This window comes from Candidatus Poribacteria bacterium, assembly GCA_026702755.1.
Classification (GTDB): Bacteria; Poribacteria; WGA-4E; order WGA-4E; family WGA-3G; genus WGA-3G.
In genome coordinates, this window is record JAPPBX010000104.1 from 25,017 (window position 1) to 44,885 (window position 19,869).

Sequence of the window (19,869 nt, forward strand, 5' to 3'; positions counted from 1 at the left end):
CTCCGTTGAATTTTCAAGCATTTTTTGTGTCGTTCTATGTTATGTCAGGATTGAAACTTCCGTTTTTTGCACAGATTACAAGCCTAAAAGATTCACGATGGACATCGGCAGAAATCTTTAACGCTGCTATTTACATCGGATTCCTGATTTTTGTGCTTGCCCTGCCGTTCGGCTACTCGACAGCATTCCTCAACATCGGGCTTTCATTTGTGCTATTGGGATGGGTGGGACGAATGGTTTCAGAATGGAAACTCGGTTGGCAGCGTACATCGCTTGATATTCCAATTGCGTTGTTTCTGGGATTGGCGTTGATCGCCTCCCTCCTCGCACCACACCCTGCCACCAGTAGCCTCGGTTATTTTTGGAAACACCTCCGAGCGGTTCTGCTCTTTTATGCCGTTATTCACAGCCACTTGGGTATCCGATGGCGACATGTCGTTATCGTTTTTATCGCTGCGGCTGGAATCTCTTCCACGCTCGGACTCTGGTATTACGCAAACGATAATCGCTTAGCGATTGATTTTATGGGACGGATTGGGTTACAATTTCAGGAGGAACTTGATGCTGGCGAAGCCCCAAATTTACAAATATCTGATGACTTACGCGCCGAATTGCGAGAATGCAACGTACCGCTCTCCCAAACTGCATTGTTTGTGGCTTCAAAGCAATCAGGCGAATGGAGGATTGATGATCCAGCGCGAGAGAGACGTTACGTGGTCCGCAAGAATGAAGCGCACCTTATGGTGTACATGATCGAACAACGGCTCACTGGAACCTTCAAGATGCCAAACGACTTAGGCGCATACCTTGCCCTCAGCCTCCCATTTGTGATAGGCTACTTTATAGCAAGTTGGCGGAAATATCCAGAACAGCGGATTCCACTATGGGGAACTTTAGTACTTGGGGTCGTCGTAATTATGATGAGCGCGAATCTCGTATTGACCCTCACACGTGCCGCTTGGGTAAGCGTCACCGTCGCCACCGTTTGTCTCGGCGTTTATCTCATCGTAAGGGCACTACGGAAACTTGGACCGGTAGACAGCCTGTGGAAGCGTGTCTTGTTAGGGTTCACTATAATTGCTCTGCTTCTCAGTGCCTCGTTATTCGTCATGCCGCAGCATATTAAGGCTCGTTTCCAGACGATGATTGAACATCCAGTGGGATTCATGGGAGAACGTCCGCAGTGGTGGCAAACCTCACTGGAACTCATTCGGAAATACCCACTCACCGGCATCGGATTGGGTAGATTTCGCTATGAGTATCAACGCAATGGACCGCCTGAGCAATATAATATCCCTTACCACGCGCATAACATCTATTTGCACATCGCTGTTGAGCACGGTATCCCTTCGCTTCTGATGTTTTTATGGATGGTGGTAATTATCTGTCAACAGGTTTTTACTATGCGACAGGCAAATGGGTTTTGGGGGACAGGAACCTTCATCGGGGCAAGTGGATTTCTCATCTCCGCACTCGTTTATGGACTCGCAGACAACATTCTACACCAACGCACAGTATTGCTCTTCTGGTTTATTATTGGAATAATCTTTTATATACAATTGCCTAAGGACGAAAAACATGAAGAAATCCTTGAAACCAATTGACATGGCTTCCGTGAAGACCTATCCACTTCAGAATCGCATCAACAAAGTCTCCGTTCAGGACTTCGCGACGCTCCCAGAATCAGAAATGGACTTGACTCCATTTTTAGCGAGTCTTCCGAACATCCTCAAGGGACAAGATTTTTTGGCACTGGTTGATGACATCGTTGCTGCATATCAAAACAAAAAACCTGTCATCGTGATGATGGGCGGGCATGTCATCAAGTGTGGATTAAGTCCACTTTTAATCGACTTGGCGAAACGCGGGGTGATTACCGGGTTTGCGTTCAACGGCGCAAGCAGTATCCACGACTTCGAGATAGCTCTCATCGGCGAAACCTCTGAAGATGTCGCTGCCTACATTCAGACGGGACAGTTCGGGATGTGGGAGGAAACCGGACGATTGATGAACGAGGCAATTCAGCACGCCGCAGATACAGATATCGGAATAGGCGAAGCATTGGGCAAACAATTGTTAGAAATGCGCGCGCCCTACAATGCGTATAGTCTCTTAGCTGCGGGTGTTCAATACGATGTTCCAATCACGGTGCATGTCGCTATCGGTACGGATATTATCCATCAGCATCCATCTGCGGGGGGTGCAGCTATCGGCGCGGCGAGTTTCACCGATTTCCGGTTATTGACAACGTTAGTGACAGATTTGGAAGGTGGTGGCGTTGTGCTAAATTTGGGTTCGGCTGTGATTCTACCGGAGGTTTTCTTGAAAGCGTTGACGATTGCGCGGAATCTGGGGCATACGGTATCCCACTTCACGACTGCCAATTTCGACATGAACCAACAGTATCGCCCCGTAGAAAATGTCGTCAAACGCCCAACAGAGATGGGGGGTAAGGGTTATACATTCACTGGACACCACGAGTTGATGATCCCACTTCTGGCGCAGTCAGTCCTTTCCCGACTATAAATAGTAAACTGTGTTCTTAGAGTTAAGTCCGTCAATAAAAAAAGCACGCTGTCAACGCGCGCCTTTCAAAGTACACGATTGGCTTACTATTGAACTCAGCATTATACGATCAACGGTATGCTACGCTATTTTCGGTTCGAGAAACGCATTAACGAACCCTTCCCGCGCCCTGTTTTTAGTTTCATCAGTAACGCGCGGGCAGCTCGTAATTTCGGCAATGACGGAATATGTAGATAGATTCTTAAGAGTTTACCCCGTTTAGCACTATCTACGTTCGCGTAACCTTCTAAAATTTTCCGATATGTTGAACTATCCATCTTTATAAATCTCTCCAATCGTTGGCAAGTCCCACCGAAATCAGTTATGATTTTTGCATAACGAGGTCGCTGTAGGAGACAGCAACCGGATCGGCAGTATCTAAATGAAGTATGGCTTTAACGTGGTGATGTTCATTTATCGCTTCGGCTTCTGTTTGTTCCTGAAACACCGTTTCTAATTCGATGAATTGCCCTAAATCCACAACCGTATCAAGGTGGATGCGAGTATGATTGAACATCCAGAGTTCTCGCTGTTTCTTGACAATTGTCTTGACACCCAGCGCGGCAGTTAGCAGTGTTTTGAGGGTCTCAGGATCGGCAATTTCACAGAGTTGATACTGACTGTAACGCGACGCTTCATGATTCGGACGCTCATAATAGATGAGCCAAGCCTCGGTCGCCTCATCAATCTCGCGCAATTTGAGTCGCGGTTCATAGGCTTCTGATATTGAAGAATCTTCTCCCCCCGTTACATAAAAATACGTATCAACTTGATGGACGGTTTCACGATGTGTCGCGTTTAAGTCTGCAAGTCTCGGATAGAGGCTCTCAAGCGACTGACACTGCGCTTTAAATTCTAAATTTGTTGCCATGTGAATTCGGACTTACTCAATTTCTCCAAAATCTTCATCGGATTGGAAGTTGTCAACACACGAGCGGTTGCAACGTTCACCATGTGCCAATAACCAACAGGTTTGATGCTTTAATTTAAGGGAACTTATCAGACAAGTGCGCAACTGCTCAGGGTCGAAACCGCGTCCTAACAGGTAACTGTAGCTACCGGCTCTCATCGCCCGTTGTCCCTCGTGATCATTACGGACAATCGAGACGATTTTGACATGCGGCTGATACCTCCTGATATATTCAAAGAGCCTTCCTCGCTGGCGGCGAGTGTAGTCAGCAATGACCAGTTGATATTTGCGCATCTTCAACAAACCGATGGCTTCCGAGGATCGCTCTGGAAAATCGCATCCGTAGCCCTCGGAGCGAATGAGGTTCCTTACCTTATCATGTAAGTTACCATCACGTGAAACGAGCATCACATCGCCTTCTAATTCAGAGATGCCGAAATCCTCTTGAATATCAAGCGGGATACGTGCTTCTCTCGTCCGCCATTCCAGCCTTCTGCGTGCACTTCGCATCTGATCGTTGACGCGATCCAATCTCTCGTCTAAGTCCGGGAGTGGTTTAAAAAATTTTTTCATCTGGTCCTACCATGCCTATCCCCAAAAGATGCTAACAGGAAAATTTCTTTTACCTAATTGTACCGCATCTCAGGACACATATCAAGCAATTTTTGTTGATAAAAACCGCGAAATACTATAGAATCTCCAACACAGAAAAGCAGTAAGCAGTGTCTACAACCGAAACCGTGGCAACAAACGATCGCGCAGCCCTCTTATAGAGACACCGGCGGAAAAGGATAGAAGAACATGCCTACACCACAACCTCCACTCCCGTCACATTTCAACACCGATCAAGTAGACCGAGTCTGGCGGATTCCCTATCAAGAACGCCAACACGAGGCGCAAACGTGGGCAAAGGAGCACGACATCCACCCCGCATTTGAGGATGATTTTCGGACATGTCTGCTGCTTGTCGATGTGCAAAATACATTCTGTATCCCCGACTATGAACTCTTCGTTGGCGGTAGATCCGGAAATGGTGCAGTAGAAGATAACATCCGTTTGTGTCAGTTTATCTATCGCAATCTACCGCACATCAGCAAAATCGCTTGCACGCTCGACACGCATACAGCGATGCAGATATTCCACGAAATCTTCTGGATTAACGATGCAGGTGAACATCCCACTCCGTTACAGACACTGATTACACAAGCGGACATCGAAGCAGGCAGATGGCATGTCAATCCTGCTGTTTCGGAAAGCGTAACCGGAAAATCAGATCAATATGAATGGCTTGAGGCTTACGGGCAACACTACGTCGAAGTGCTTACTGCGGATGGGAAATATCCGCTCACGATATGGCCCTACCATGCGATGCTTGGTGGGATTGGACACGCTGTCGTTTCCGCTGTTGATGAAGCCTGCTTTTTTCATACGATTGCCCGTAAGAGTCAGGTACATTACGAAACGAAAGGACAGAATCCGCTAACCGAAAACTACTCAGTCCTGCGTCCAGAAGTTCTCAACGACGCGGACGGGAAACCGATTGCAGAAAAAAACATCCCCTTTCTCCAAATGCTTCTCGGATACGATCAGGTGATTATTGCAGGACAGGCAAAAAGCCATTGTGTCGCGTGGACGGTCAGCGATCTGCTCACAGAAATCCAGCAAACGAATCTTGCGTTAGCGAAAAAAATCTATTTGGTGGAGGACTTAACTTCACCCGTTGTTGTACCGGGAGTCGTAGACTATACAGAACCAGCAGACGCTGCTTTCGCCGAGTTTTCGGAAGCAGGAATGCACATTGTCCAGTCAACAGAACCGATTGATCATTGGACTTAAGGAGGAGACCCTTTATGGAAAATCAACGGACAGAATTGGGTACCTATGTACGGCTATCCGGAATGATGTTTCTACAGTTCGCCATCTGGGGGGCATGGGCAGTGCTTATCGCTGGACACATGCAGAACCTTGGGTTCACTGGCAAACAGATTAGCTACGTCTTCGGCACGACGGCTATCGGTTCGATAATCTCTCCGATTATAGCAGGGTGGGTTGCAGATCGGCTCATGCCAGCACAAGTCTTCGCAGCGATCTCGCACCTGTTCGGTGGAGTGTGCCTCCTCTTTGCCTGGAAACAGACGACCTTTCCGATGATGTGGGGCGCGATTTTCCTGCACGCCGTTCTCTATATGCCGACCATCGCGCTGACGAACGCGATTGCCTTCCACCACATGGGACAGTCAGATAAATTCGGAAATATCCGGGTCTTTGGAACACTCGGTTGGATCGCAATCAATTGGCTACTGAGTTGGTATCTCCGGTTTTGGGAAGGGCAAGAGACAACCCTTCCACACGTGGGTGATTGCCTTCTCTTCGGAGCTGTCCTTTCATTCATTATGGGTGCGTACTGCCTGACGCTGCCCCATACGCCTCCCAGTAAAGAGGCGAAGAACCCCTACGCTTTTCTTGAAGCGTTCTCCCTCGTCTCAAATCGGAACTTCGCGGTACTCCTGATTATCTCTTTCGTCGTTGCTATTGAACTTCCTTTCTATTACAACCTGACCTACCTGTTCCTGACCGAGGCAGAACACGGCGTTGAGTTAGCAGGAAGCAGTGCCAATCTTGCGATGAGTCTCGGACAGGTCGCTGAGGTCGCGTTGATGATCCTGCTATTTCCGTGTCTGCGCCGGTTCGGCATGCGATTTACTATCTTTTTGGGTATTCTTGCGTGGCCCGTCCGCTATGCCATCTTCGCCATTGGACAACCCGTGTGGTTAGTTATTGGTGCGCAAACGTTGCACGGCATCTGTTATTCATTCTTTTTCGTCGGTGGAATGATTGCCGTAGAACGCCTCAGTTCAAAGGATATTCGTGCGAGTTCTCAAGCACTGCTTCTCTTCGTAACGAACGGATTCGGAATGTTGGTAGGACATATTGTTAGCGGTCGTGTGCATGATTACTTCGCTTATGCAGAAGGTGGACACGCATGGGCAAAAATCTTTATGGTACCGATTGTTGTAACAGTCCTCGCTGCAATCGCCTTCATCGCGTTGTTCAATGAACAGAAGTATCAGGCGGATGCGGACGCTATTGAACAAGACCCCGCGAACACATAGTTGAGGGAAAAATTATGTCAATGCATAAAACACTCGTGTTTAACACCGCTGGCGGTAATCTAACGGTTTCAGCAATGCAGAACTGGCACATCACTGTTTCCGATGACGCTACTGCTTCTGAACGATACGCCGTCGAAGAATTCCAAAAATGGTTCAACCAAGCAACCGGATTGACTTTACCGTTGGGTACCGCAACCAACGGCGGGCAAGTCACAATTGGAGGATCCGCCTCGTTGGGTGATGAAGACATCGAAATCACCGTTGATAGTAGTCAGGTTCAGATCAAGGGGGGCATGCCACGTGGTATTCTCTACGCTGTGTACCAGTTTCTTGAGGAATTGGTCGGTGTCCGATTCCTAACGGTTGATCATACCTATATCCCCGATGCATCTGCCCTGCAAATACCGTGCGGGAGTTATACCTACTCCCCACCGTTCTCATTTCGCTGGAGTTATTACCGTGAGAATTCAGATGCACCGGAATTCGCGGCGAAACGGAAAGTCAATACTGTCACCGATGCAGAAAATCTCGGTGGGAAAACCCAACAGCAACTTATCAATCACTCGTTCCACGCATTAGTCCCCTTCGGCACGTATGGCGAAAGTCATCCAGAGTATTACGCACTTGTAGACGGAAAACGGGATACGGATACACACGGTGGTGGACCGCAGCTCTGCGTGACGAACCCCGAAGTCATTGCGGTTGCCGCTGAATCCGCAATTCAGCAACTCTCGGAACGTCCCGGAGCCGCCAATATCAGTGTAAGCCAAGCGGATACAGCGGCATACTGCCGGTGCAAAATATGCGAGACACTCAACGAAGCGGAAGAGTCGCCAATGGGTTCGCACTTGACATTTGTCAATGCCGTCGCAGAACGCATTGAAAAAGCATATCCTCACGTCAAAGTTGGGACGCTGGCATACTGGTATACCCGCAAACCCCCCAAGACCGTGAAGCCGCTGCACAACGTGCAGATCCAACTCTGTAGTATTGAATGCTGCACGCTCCACGCCATTGATAATCCAGATTGCGAGCAGAATCGAGCCTTCTGCCAAGATACTAATGAGTGGGGAAAAATCTGTGACGACATCTGGATTTGGAATTACAACACCAATTTCCGCGCCTATGATTTGCCGTTCCCGAATCTACGGAGTATTGCTCCGAATGTCCGTTACTTCCTAAGCAATAACGCCAAAGGTGTCTTCATGCAGGCAAACGGTAACGGGTTAACAGGCGAATTCTCCGATCTACGGAATTACCTCATCTCACAACTCATCTGGAACCCACACCTCGATGCCGATGCACACTTAGATGAATTCGTGAACCTCCACTACGAAGCTGCGGCACCGCCGATTTTGGAATACATCAACTTCCTCCACGATGACGTTGAGGAAAGAGGTCTCCACCCACGGTGTTTTCCGACACCAGAGGATGTAGGATTGGATGCGGAGAGCTCACAAACCATTTTTGACTATTTCCAGCAAGCGTTAGCACTCGCCGAGAGACCAGAAATTCGGGCGCGTGTTGAAAAAGCCTCTATCCCCGCCTACAAAGCGATGATCGTTGCTGGTGGTGAAATGCCATCCCAAAAACGGCAGACGCTGATTGACGAATATATCACGTTGTGTAAACGCTACAATATGTCGCACGCCGCAGAAACGCAAGCAGCAGAAACATATTTTGAAGAACTCCGCAGCCAATAATCTCATTTATCATCACCGGTTGGCAGTTTTCCGAAAAGTGGATATTGGTCATCGGTAAAACGGACTGTGATGGACCCAAACCTATCTCTTAACTGGCAACTGACAACTGATAACTTCTCAAAAATGTTTGATTTCCGAGCCCCGCTCTTCTTGATTCTACTTGCTGTGATTCCTCTGCTGATCCTTGTGCAGCGAAGCGCACGCCTTAGCACGGTGAAGTGGCGAAAAAAGGCGACCTTCATCCTCAGAGGTGCCGCGCTCCTCTGTGCAATCCTCGCCTTAGCCAATCTGCACCGAACGCATAAGGAGCAACGCCTCGCGGTTGCTTTTTTGCTTGATACTTCCGAAAGTATTCCGCGCTCACAACACGAGGAAGCACGCAAACAGATAAAAGCTACTGTCGAAAAGTTGAAACCCACCGACCAGTTCGGTATCATCGGTTTTGCGAAGGAAACCTCAGTTCTACTGGAAATCCGTCAGAAACAAGACCATCTATTAGACAGTGCGTCTACTGTGTCGCTGGAAACGTTCGCAGAACAGACTGCTCGACGAGATGGGACCGATATACTCGCCGCCCTTAAGCGCGCAATTGCCCAATTACCAGACAATCACCATCGACGCATCGTGCTGTTCAGCGACGGAATGCATAACGCTGGCGGCATACCCCTCATGGACTATTTACCCTTACTCTCTGCAAGCAACATGGAAATATTGACTGTCCCTCTTGATGCCGTTAACGATGCAGTTCGGGTGGTGCATTTGCAAGTACCTACGCAGGTCCGCAAAGGACAAAGTTTTGAGATTAGAGCAGTGATCGAAACCGATGGCAGTATCCCGACACTCACCGCGACGCTCTATCACCAAGGTGTGCCGATCAATACGCTTGAATGGACCCTATCGAGGGGTACACATCCTTTCACTTTACCTGTGCCACCGATTTCAACGGAAGGAAACCATAGATACACCCTGCAGCTGAACGTAACCGACGAAGTCCCTGAAAACAACGAAGGATACGGCGTTGTAAAACTTGCTGACAAACCACACGCGCTATACATAGAGAATGATTTGGCACATGCAACATACTTAGAAACTGTCCTTCAAGAAAACGGCTTTGAGGTCGAGGTGATGTCTCCTTCAGAGATGCCAACGGAACTCGTGGAACTCCAACGCAGCGATGTACTAATTCTGAGCAATGTTTCCGCAGAGACACTCTCAACAGAACAGTTGCGGAGCATCGAAAATTACGTCGGTGATCTTGGGCACGGATTAGTGGTCATCGGTGGCGAACGTGCTTATGGACCTGGAGGCTATACCGACACGGTGTTGGAACGTGTACTCCCCGTGGAAATGACACCGCGTGAACGCAAGGACGCTGTTGCCATCGTTTTTGTGCTGGATACATCGGGCAGTATGGCAAACTACGTTGAAGCACGGCAGAAAATTGGACTCGCCATTGAAGGGGTTCGCGCCGGTATCCGCAACCTTGACGAGGAGGATGTGGCAGGGATCCTCGGATTTAACACGGAGGTTCATACCATCTCCGATCTTACGTCCGAACACCGTGCGCTCCGTCAAGTCGTAGGTCGGCTTAAACCGACAGGCGGCACCACGAAGATGAAGGATGCTATTGAACGAGCATACGAGATGCTCGAAGCAAACGATGCGAAACGGAAGTATATCGTCCTTTTGTCCGACGGTAAATCCCGTGGCGCAGCGTCCGATTTTCTTGCCTTAGCAGAACGGATTGCTGAGGCGCGCATCCGCACGACGACAATCGCGATAGGCGATGAGAACAAGGAACTCCTATCACAGTTCGCAGAAATCGGCGGTGGAAGTGCCGTCTTTGTGAAAAATGTCCAATTGCCAGCGGTTTTGACGGAAGCCGTTCGAGAAACGCAGCACTACACGGTTCAAGAACCCTTCCAACCTGTCATTGTTTCGCCAGATGAACCGATTGTGGCAGACATCGGAACACCACCGCTTCTCTACGGCTATGTCGCGACGACGGAAAAAGAAACCGCGCAAGTACTCATCCGCTCACATAAGGAGGAACCGATTCTTGCGGCTTGGAATTTTGGGTTGGGGAAAGCAATCGCGTGGACATCGGATGCTAAACCAGCATGGTCGAAAGCGTGGATACCGTGGCACAACTTCGGGAAATTTTGGGGACAAGTTATCAATTGGACGGTGCCCGCGGCGGACGCAGGTTCCGATTTCGATCTCGTGGTGTCCGCGAACCACGGCGTAGGGGAGGTTAATATTGACACACGGACACCCTCAGAAGCATCTTATAGGGTTCACGTCGTTGCTCCGGACGGCACAAACGAAATCGTTGAAATCCAACAATTGACACCGACGCGCTACAACGGCACATTCCAGATGCAGGATAGCGGCTCCTATATAGTTACTGCCCAGCGCGAAGGCGATGCGCATCAACAAATCGAAGTCCTGTCGCTCCCTTATCCAGCAGAATATGCGGAATTTGGGACCGATACCGCCTTACTAAAAATGCTTGTAGCTGGCACCGCCGGTATCCACGAACCGACACCTACACAAATAGCAACACCCGCGGGAACGCCAATCGAAAGGCAGATGTCGCTTGCCCAAGCGTTATTAGTCGCCGCTGCGCTACTCTTTGTATTGGAGATGATCCTCCGACGTTTCAGCATAACACACAGACTCGTAGGAGCGATCTCCGAATCGCGACTTTTCGTTAGATTCCGTAGCAAACCCGCGATCAGCCCAGCAGGAATCCATGGCACACCTACACCATCAGATGCTATTCCACCGGGCGAACGCGCTCCAGAAAGCACAACATCTCCACAGCCAGCAGAGACTTCAATGAACCGATTATTGGCTGCTAAAAGAAGGGTACGATGATTCGGTGGGCTTTCGTTAGGAAGGTTGAATTATTGAAATGTGAGTTGGCGTGAACTAAATTGAACCTGGGATTGGTTTTCAAGATGTGCTCTCTGCTTAATATTCTCCTTTGCCATTTGATAATACTCAGGTAAAATCTCAATACCAGCGGAATTTCTCAACAACGCTTGAGCGACCTGACACGTCGTACCAGCACCAGCAAATGGATCGAGTACCCAATCGTTTTCTTTCGTAAACAGCTTAATAAACCACTCAGGCAACGTTTTGGGAAAAACGGCACTGTGCTTTCGATTTCCCGTTTCTGTTGCTAAGTGTAAAACATTTGTCGGATATGCCATCTTTCGATCCAGCCAATTTGAGACATTTTTGCCGAATCCGCTTCCGACCTTCGACGTATCTCGACTCTGATCTGTCTCGCTGAGTTTTTTCAACCTTTTTTCCGCCCAATCTCCCATCGGCACCATAACTGATTCTTGATACATGTTGAATTTTCTGTTTTTATTAAACTGCAAACATCTTTCCCAAGCATCCCTGAATCGGTTGGGCCACTTGCCCGGATAACAGTTTTTCTTGTGCCACACAAATTCCTCTGTCCACAACCACCCCTGCTTTCTCATTTCAAGTATCAACTCAATAACATAAGTATGCCGTTCTCCGTCAATAGCCTGCTCCTTGATATTTAAAATAAATGTGCCGGATGGCTTGAGTACTCTCAAAAATTCTTCGGCACGCGGCAGAAACCAATTGACGTATTCATCTGGTCTGATTCCGCCATAAGTTTTAGAACGCCGGTCCGCATACGGAGGAGAGGTTATAATCAGGTCAAATGAATCTGCATCAAAATCGGAGAGTACCTCTAAGCAATCTCCAAGATAAAGGTCTGTTTTTATTCCTGTCATCCAATGATCTGCCTTTAATCGTCTTTCGTGATATGAATATGAAGGTTTTGCTGAAAAATGCTATCGTATCGCACAGAAATTTTTCACTGTAAGCAGTTATCAAAATAATACCACGTTTAGGAAAAGAAATCAAGCGGGTGTGTAAATATTTTGTCAAAAGCACGTAGGTTGGGTTGAGAGGGAAAAGACAAAGAATCTATAGTTTATGCGGAGGATGCTAATTTTGGTTGAACTATTCCTGTAGAATAGATATAGCGAAACCCAACACCTCAAAACACTGTCAGTGTGAGAATGCGTTGGGTTTCAAGTGCCCTTGGAAAGTTTTAAGCAGCGAGATTTTGATTGTTAGCCACCAAGAGACGCGCTCGTTGATGCCGTATTATTAGGCTTCTGCCATAGTACCTCAGAACGCTGCCGAATTTGGTGCCAAGGACCAGTGATTGCCAATGTAATCCCAGGACTCTGAATGTTTACAAAAAGCGTTGTACCATCCGGTGAGAACGTCGCACCCGCGAGTTCAGACAGATTACCGGCATTTCGAGCGAATCGGTAGATATTTCCTTCAGGTGTTACGCCGATGAGGAACTCCTCATTTGGACCATCCTCACAGATGATTAAATCGCCCCAAGGTGTGACTGTCAAGTTATCTGCATTTTCCATGAGATTGACATCGTTTGGTTCGATGAAGAGTTCAAGCGTACCGGGTTGTTGTTCCTCACGACTTGTACCTTCGTAAGGACTCGGTCTATATCTCCAAATTTGCCCTTTATATTCAATACCGCCATTGGTGCAGGCAATATAGAACTCTCCTGTCCCTTGATTATCGCCATACCATATCCCCTCACCGCGTGCGAACTTCGCCGCACCTTTATCTTCAGCCCCTTGTATACGGAGGTCATCATTTGGCGATTCCACATTCTCAATATCCACCCATTCAACCGCAAGCGTTTCTCCGACTGGTACCGGATTGTATGTCCACCAGAAAATCTTTTGATTCCGGTCTCGCCAGTTTTGGGTATCTGCACTTTCAAGGTCTCGAATTTTCAATGCCTGAAGTTTACCGCCTGCAGCGAGTTCCCCCGGTTGGTCCGGGATAAACCGATAGATTAAACTATCACCCCTGTCTTCGGTTTCATAGACAATCCCAGTTTTGGGATCAACAGCCACCGCTTCATGATTGAAACGGCCCATCGCCTTCAACGGGATCGGGTCGGCTAATCCTATGTCAGCGGAAGCCGGGACTTCAAAATTGTACCCGTGGTCTGCTTCATAGGTGTTTTCTTTGTCAAACTTCTGTACATTCTCTTCACAGGTAAGCCACGTATTCCAAGGTGTCAGTCCACCGGCACAATTCCGGATTGTTCCTATCAGACTCAAGAAATGTTTTTCCAGTGTTTTTGTCCGCGTGTCATAGACAAGCGTCGTCGTCCCACCGAGGCAGGGTAGTTCACCGGATCCAGCGTCATAGAATTTGTCAACAGCAGCACGCGCAATCTTTTCGTTATTCCATCCAAAGGGTCCCACAGATTTAGCAGTAGCGACCAATTCGTGATTTCGGACGAGGATAGTCTTACCGTTGGGACCCGGGAAAGCTGCCATGCCATCGTGTCCGCCCGGTACCCAAAGTCCATCGTCCATCTTTTCACCCGTTCTCGAAAAAGCGTGCGCGGTAAATCCTTCGGGGAGATCAAGGAGACGGTTCGCAGTCGGCACAAACTCAAAGGGCGGTGGAGGTTCAAAGCCCGGCACCTTTTGAATCAATGCATTGCTACATCCTAAAAATCCGAGACTGACCGCTGCAGATGCGGTCGCGAGCGCGCCAGAGTGTAGAAACTGCCGTCGAGATAGTTTATTTTTCATAAATTTCCCTCATCAAGCGAACGTTAAGCGGTTATCAAATCTTTGTATTGTAGACGGAATGCTTTTCTTCACATATTAAAGTATAACTTTAATATTTTACAATACTTTTGATTTTTTTTCAAAAGTTTATCGCAACCTCACTGAAAAAAGCCATCTTGACAATAGAGCAGAGTTGTGTTAAAATTTATTTTCGTAAAACCAACACGCTTATTATGAAAAAGGAGAAGAACAAGAAATGGAGAACCATCCTTACGCCCCGGCGAAAATAGAACCCTATTGGCAAGCCGAGTGGCAAAAAAAAGAAGCATTCAAAGTTCCAAACGATATTGAGACCCTAAAGACGAAGCCGAAATTCTATGTGCTTGGCATGTTCCCCTATACTTCAGGTGCTGGGCTTCACATGGGACACGCCAAAAACTATGTCCCGACCGATGTACTCGCCAATTTTCGGCGGATGCAGGGCTATCACGTGATGCACCCGATGGGATGGGATGCCTTCGGACTTCCCACAGAGCGGTACGCAGTCCGCGAAAATGAACACCCAGCGGATGTTACAAAACGGAATACGGAAACCTTTCAGCAGCAGATCCAACGCATCGGTCTCACTTACGACTGGTCTCGCAAAATTGACACCTCTCTACCTGAATACTACAAATGGACGCAATGGATCTTTCTCCGTCTCTATGAAAAGGGCTTAGCATATCTCGCCGATGTGCCGGTCAACTGGTGCCCAGCGTTAGGCACTGTCCTCTCAAACGAAGAAGTAAAAGATGGAAAATACGTCGAAACTGAAGACCCAGTCGAACGTCGCCTCATGCACCAGTGGATGCTCAAAATTACCGCTTATGCTGAACGGTTGTTGGAAGACTTAGATCTATTGGATTGGCCCGAGGGTCTCAAAGAGATGCAACGGCACTGGATCGGCAAATCGGAAGGTGCAGACATTACTTTCAATATTGAAGACAGCGATAAAACGTTCACCGTTTTCACAACGCGTCCCGATACGCTTTTTGGGGCAACCTATTGCGTACTTGCACCAGAGCATCCTCTCGTTTCTGAAATAACACACCCTGATGCAGCATCCGCTGTTAATGCTTACGTTGAGGAAGCCGTTAACAAATCCGATCTCCAACGTACGGATCTGGCGACAGAAAAAACTGGCGTTTTCACAGGGGCGTATGCCATTAACCCTTGCAACAACCAGCCTATCCCAATTTGGGTCGCGGACTATGTTCTGATGACTTATGGCACGGGTGCTATCATGGCAGTACCGGGCCACGATGAACGCGATCACGAATTCGCTACGACTTTTGACATTCCTATCGTTGAGGTCATTAGCGGAGGTGAAAAACCTATTGAGGAGGAGGCTTTTGAAGGAGATGGTGTCTGCGTCAATTCAGATTTCCTCAACGGCTTGCAAGTTGCTGCAGCGAAAGAAAAGATGATTGCCTGGCTCGAAAGCGAGGGAAGAGGCACGCGTCAAGTTCAATACCGCTTACGGGACTGGCTTTTCTCACGGCAACGGTATTGGGGTGAACCTTTCCCATTGGCACACCTTGACGACGGAACGATTGTTCAACTGCCAGACGAGGCACTACCTGTCGAGCTGCCGTCTATTGATGCCTATAAACCGACAGAAGATGGCAAACCGCCACTTGCCCGCGCTGATGCAGACTGGTTGAAGGTGACACTGCCTGATGGTCAAACGGCGACGCGGGAAACGAACATTATGCCGCAATGGGCAGGTTCTTGTTGGTATTATCTCCGCTTCCTCGATGCACATAATACTGAGGCACCTTTTGATACTGAACTTGAACGCTATTGGATGCCGGTAGACCTCTATATGGGAGGTGCCGAGCACGCCGTTTTGCACTTGCTCTATGCCCGTTTCTGGCATAAAGTGCTTTACGATAGTGGCCTCGTCTCCACAAAAGAGCCGTTCCAAGGCTTGATAAACCAAGGCACGATCCTCGCTGAATCGTATCAAGACGATGCGGGTAAATACTACTATCCACACGAAGTTGAACAGAACAATGGAAAATCGGTTGTGAAAACTTCCAGCCTACCCCTCAATGTGCAAATAGAGAAGATGTCGAAATCGCGCTTTAACGTCATCAATCCGGACGACGTTATTGACAATTACGGTGCGGATGCACTCCGTCTCTATCTGCTATTCATCGGTCCAGTCACAGCTAGCACACCGTGGCAGGATGCAGGGGTAGAAGGGGTCTACCGATTCCTGCAACGCGTCTGGCGGCTTGTTATTGATGAAGAGAGCGGCGAACTCAGCGAGAAATTGACCGACGCTGCCGGCACAACAGTGCCCGAACTTTGGCGCGAACTCCACAAAACTATCAAGCAGGTAACAGAGGATACGGAGTCGATTGATAAGATGAATACAGCGATTAGCCAGATGATGATTTTCGTTAATACTGCTACACAGGCGAAATCGCTACCCAAGGAGACCTTGAAAATCTTCCTGCATCTGCTTTCGCCTTATGCCCCGCATATTGTGCAGGAATTGTGGCATCGTCTCAATGAAACGGGATTCATCGCGCACGAGCAGTGGCCCACACACGACGAATCCGTCCTGACGAGTGCTACTGTAACCATCATTGCACAGGTCAACGGGAAACTTCGCAGCCGTCTCGAACTTTCTGCCGATGCAACTGATAAAGAAATTGAGGAAGCAGCACTTGCAGATGAACGGGTTCAGCGTTTCGTTGAAGGGAAGCCAGTTCGGAAGGTTATCGTCGTGCCGAAGCGCAACCTTATCAATATCGTTGTTTAGAAATCACCTTGAAATAGGTAGAACATCACCACAAAACGTCCAAGAAAGTAGATTTATGCCTATCAAATGTCTGATCGGTGTTCTCATGTTAGTTGTCACGTTAGGCGGAGGCGTGTTTGCAGAGGATGGTACGGGAAAATTCGTCTTTACCATTCGCGAGCCTTTTTTGCATGAAGACGGTTTTCGAGCCTCGACGCGGATGTTGGAGAGAGGCAGGGATACAGAAAAGTGGTGGGAGTTCTATCAGTATAACATCTGTACGATGAATCCGGACGGCACGGATTTCCGCCGACTCACCGATGATGGGCTTTCGCGCAACCCGCGATGGTCCCCCGATACGGAACGAATCGCTTACATATCCGGGGTGGACGGCGCAAAATCGCTATATGTAATGTGGGCAGATGGTACCAAGAAAAAGCGACTCATCAAAAGAGAGTACGAGATTCACGATTTCTGGTGGTCCCCGTTAAGTCATGCCCTTCTGGTTGTGGTCGAGATTGACCGTCCGAAAGATCCATTGGAAAATTGGGTGGTAACGGTTGATGGAAAAATAAAACGGTGGCGGACCCAGCAGTGGGCAAAGGGATGGCTACATTGGGATGCCAAAGGTGAAACCGTTAAAGAACCGAAAAGAAGATTGCTTGAGGCATTACCGAATGGAACAACATGGCCCGAGTGGTCGCCAGACCGTAAATGGATCGCGTTTATGACCGATGGCCTCCTCGCGCTTGCAGAACCGGAGGTCGTCAGTATAAATAGAAAATGGTTTCTACAGCGCGACGAGCCGCCGTGTCAAAAGATTGAAGAATGGTCACCAGATGGTAAACAGCTCCTGTTTTATGTATCAGGCGAAATCTGCGTTGCGACTGTAGCGCGCGGACGATTTAAGAACTATCTGAATCTGAGCTTGTACAAGGGACGTAACGCGACATGGTCTCCAGACGGAAGCCGGGTCGCATTTATCGGAGCCGATTTGGACGGGCGACGTACCAGCGAAATCTTCACCTTAGACGTTGAAACCGCCAAAATGCAGCAGATTACCTCAACTGCTTACGATTATCTTGATCTGCATTGGCGGTAAAGCAAACCATTAAGGCTTAGACAACACAAACATGTATTTGAAATTAATCAATAACAATAATTGCCGCAAGTATTGGTAAACCTAAGCGGCAGTCAGTAGTTGGCTGAATAACTTTTTATGACAAATTCCACACCTGTTAAGAGTGAACAGATAAATACGAAAAACGTTTCGATTATTCCATTAGGAGGCTTAGGTGAATTTGGACTCAACATGATGGTGTATGAGACCGAGGACGACATTATCGTCATTGATACCGGTTTCATGCTACCGAATGCAGACATGCCCGGTGTTGATCTGATATTCCCAGACATCCACTATCTCGTTGAACGGAAAGAGAAGATTCGCGGCATCCTTCTAACCCATGGACATGAGGATCATATTGGTGCCTTATTCTACGTTTTACGACAGTTAGATGTACCGGTCTACGGCACGCAACTCACGCTCGCGATTGCAAGTGGGAGATTACGTGAATATAACGTACTCGGCAAGGCACAACTCAATACCATTGCCCCCGGTGACACCGTCGAATTAGGCGGTTTTTCGGCTGAATTCATCCATGTCACACACAGCATTCCAGATAGTGTAGCGATTGCGCTGCGCACACCGATCGGTGTTATCGTCCATACAGGCGACTTCAAGTTTGATATGACCCCTGTCGATGGCAAATTGAGTGACATCCAAACGCTCGCTCGCTTGGGTTCAGAAGGTGTGCTTCTGCTCATCTCCGACAGCACAAACGCAGAACGCCCCGGGCAAACGCCTTCTGAGCGGAGCATCTATGATACCATAGACAATATTTTCCAGAAAACAGAGCAGAAACTTTTTCTTTGTACCTTTTCTTCAAGTCTACACCGAATCCAGCAATTCATTGATTTAGCAAATAGACATCGACGGCTTATTGCTGTCAGTGGACGTTCCCTTCTCAATAACGTGCGTATCGCTTCCGAACTCGGCTATCTCAACCTGAACCCGGACTATCTCATTGACGCTCGCGATGCGTCTATGTTCAAACCGCACGAAGTTGTGATTTTGAGTACCGGCAGCCAAGGTGAACCTCGATCTGCCATGTCATTGATGGCACTCGACAATCACCCGTTTTTAAAGGTGGAACAGGGCGATACGGTCGTCATCTCTGCTCGAATCATACCCGGCAACGAAAAGGCGATCGGGAATGTAGTGAACCACCTGATCAGACGCGGCGCGAAGATATACCATGAGCGTAACGCCAACGTTCATGTCTCGGGACACGGATCAACCGAAGACCTAAAATTGATGCTCAATCTCTTACAACCCAAGTTTTTTATCCCGATGCACGGCGAATACCAAAACCTTGTACGACACGCTGAACTCGCTGAGTCTGTCGGCATCCCCAGCGACAACATTAAAGTCGCTGAAGATGGTGAACTCATCCGCCTTACACCTGAGACGTGCGAGGTTTTTGGACGTGAGGGACGCTCTGGACGCGTCCTCGTTGACGGCAAGCCGGAAATTGAACTTGAGGATATCGTCCTACGCGACCGCATCCAACTTTCGGAGGAGGGCATCCTCGTCCCTATTGTTGTCTTGCACAGCGACACGGGTGATAGCAATCAGCAATCAGCAGCCGGCAGTCAGCAAGAGGACATTGGGACAGACGAAACATCAGCAACTACCGACAGCCAAGAGCCGACAGCCGATAGCGACTCTAAAACAGCACTCAACGCTGGACAAATAGAGATTATTTCACGTGGGTTTATTTACATGGACGAATCGGAAGAACTGGTAGAAAAAGCAAAAGAAATCACCCGGCGCGTCATCGAAAATTTGAGCGATGAACAGAAACACGAAACGGAGACCGTCCAAGACGAAATTCGAGGCGCGCTCCGCCGGTTTTTCTCAAAACAGATGCAGCGGACCCCGCTCGTTTTCCCCGTCGTCATGCGGGTTTGATAATGGCTATCGGCTTTCAGCCATCAGCTGTCAGTCTCCATTGACAACATTTTGCGTTCTCGTGAGGACTTAGACCTTCGATGACAGTAACTGATAGCCGACTGCTGATCGCTGACGACTACGAAAAAGAAAGGAACA

Annotated in this window: 14 protein-coding genes; 9 read left to right on the forward strand and 5 right to left on the reverse strand. The window is 48.4% G+C overall.

Annotated features, from left to right (window positions below; all coding sequences use genetic code 11):
• Positions 1–41: 41 nt before the first annotated feature.
• Complete coding sequence (locus tag OXH39_20880) at positions 42–1,604, forward strand: O-antigen ligase family protein (protein MCY3552923.1); 1,563 nt, start codon at positions 42–44, stop codon at positions 1,602–1,604.
• A complete protein-coding gene (locus tag OXH39_20885; protein ID MCY3552924.1) occupies positions 1,579–2,526 on the forward strand; it encodes a hypothetical protein in 948 nt (315 codons plus the stop codon). The genes OXH39_20880 and OXH39_20885 overlap by 26 nt, the downstream gene beginning before the upstream one ends.
• Positions 2,527–2,651: 125 nt before the next feature.
• Here OXH39_20885 and OXH39_20890 read toward each other — a convergent pair whose 3' ends face one another.
• Genes OXH39_20890 through OXH39_20900 form a run of 3 tightly spaced genes read right to left on the reverse strand, consistent with a single transcriptional unit; the run spans position 2,652 to position 4,048 of the window.
• On the reverse strand, positions 2,652–2,843 hold the full coding sequence (locus tag OXH39_20890) for a hypothetical protein (protein ID MCY3552925.1): 192 nt from the start codon (positions 2,841–2,843) through the stop codon (positions 2,652–2,654).
• Between the two features lie 44 nt (positions 2,844–2,887).
• Positions 2,888–3,436 carry a class IV adenylate cyclase gene (locus OXH39_20895; protein ID MCY3552926.1) on the reverse strand — a complete coding sequence of 183 codons (549 nt, stop codon included), beginning with the start codon at positions 3,434–3,436 and terminating at the stop codon, positions 2,888–2,890.
• Between the two features lie 12 nt (positions 3,437–3,448).
• Complete coding sequence (locus OXH39_20900; protein MCY3552927.1) at positions 3,449–4,048, reverse strand: hypothetical protein; 600 nt, start codon at positions 4,046–4,048, stop codon at positions 3,449–3,451.
• A 228-nt stretch (positions 4,049–4,276) separates the two neighbouring features.
• Between OXH39_20900 and OXH39_20905 the strand changes: the two genes are divergently transcribed.
• From OXH39_20905 to OXH39_20920, 4 genes are all read left to right on the forward strand, one after another.
• A complete protein-coding gene (locus OXH39_20905; GenBank protein ID MCY3552928.1) occupies positions 4,277–5,311 on the forward strand; it encodes an isochorismatase in 1,035 nt (344 codons plus the stop codon).
• 14 nt (positions 5,312–5,325) lie between these two features.
• On the forward strand, positions 5,326–6,588 hold the full coding sequence (locus tag OXH39_20910) for an MFS transporter (protein ID MCY3552929.1): 1,263 nt from the start codon (positions 5,326–5,328) through the stop codon (positions 6,586–6,588).
• 14 nt (positions 6,589–6,602) lie between these two features.
• A complete protein-coding gene (locus OXH39_20915) occupies positions 6,603–8,291 on the forward strand; it encodes a DUF4838 domain-containing protein (protein ID MCY3552930.1) in 1,689 nt (562 codons plus the stop codon).
• Between the two features lie 69 nt (positions 8,292–8,360).
• Entirely contained in the window at positions 8,361–11,171 is a 2,811-nt protein-coding gene (locus OXH39_20920; GenBank protein MCY3552931.1) for a VWA domain-containing protein, read from the forward strand.
• Positions 11,172–11,200: 29 nt separating this feature from the next.
• On the opposite strand, the gene OXH39_20925 is transcribed toward OXH39_20920, so the two are convergent.
• Both OXH39_20925 and OXH39_20930 read right to left on the reverse strand, forming a co-directional pair.
• Complete coding sequence (locus tag OXH39_20925) at positions 11,201–12,070, reverse strand: site-specific DNA-methyltransferase (GenBank protein MCY3552932.1); 870 nt, start codon at positions 12,068–12,070, stop codon at positions 11,201–11,203.
• Positions 12,071–12,415: 345 nt separating this feature from the next.
• Positions 12,416–13,930, reverse strand: a complete 1,515-nt coding sequence (locus OXH39_20930) for a DUF839 domain-containing protein (GenBank protein ID MCY3552933.1) — start codon at positions 13,928–13,930, stop codon at positions 12,416–12,418.
• 235 nt (positions 13,931–14,165) lie between these two features.
• On the opposite strand from OXH39_20930, the gene leuS reads away from it, so the two are divergent.
• From leuS to OXH39_20945, 3 genes are all read left to right on the forward strand, one after another.
• Positions 14,166–16,721, forward strand: a complete 2,556-nt coding sequence (gene leuS / locus OXH39_20935; protein MCY3552934.1) for a leucine--tRNA ligase — start codon at positions 14,166–14,168, stop codon at positions 16,719–16,721.
• 55 nt (positions 16,722–16,776) lie between these two features.
• Entirely contained in the window at positions 16,777–17,802 is a 1,026-nt protein-coding gene (locus tag OXH39_20940) for a hypothetical protein (GenBank protein MCY3552935.1), read from the forward strand.
• 117 nt (positions 17,803–17,919) lie between these two features.
• Complete coding sequence (locus OXH39_20945) at positions 17,920–19,731, forward strand: ribonuclease J (GenBank protein MCY3552936.1); 1,812 nt, start codon at positions 17,920–17,922, stop codon at positions 19,729–19,731.
• Positions 19,732–19,869 lie beyond the last annotated feature (138 nt).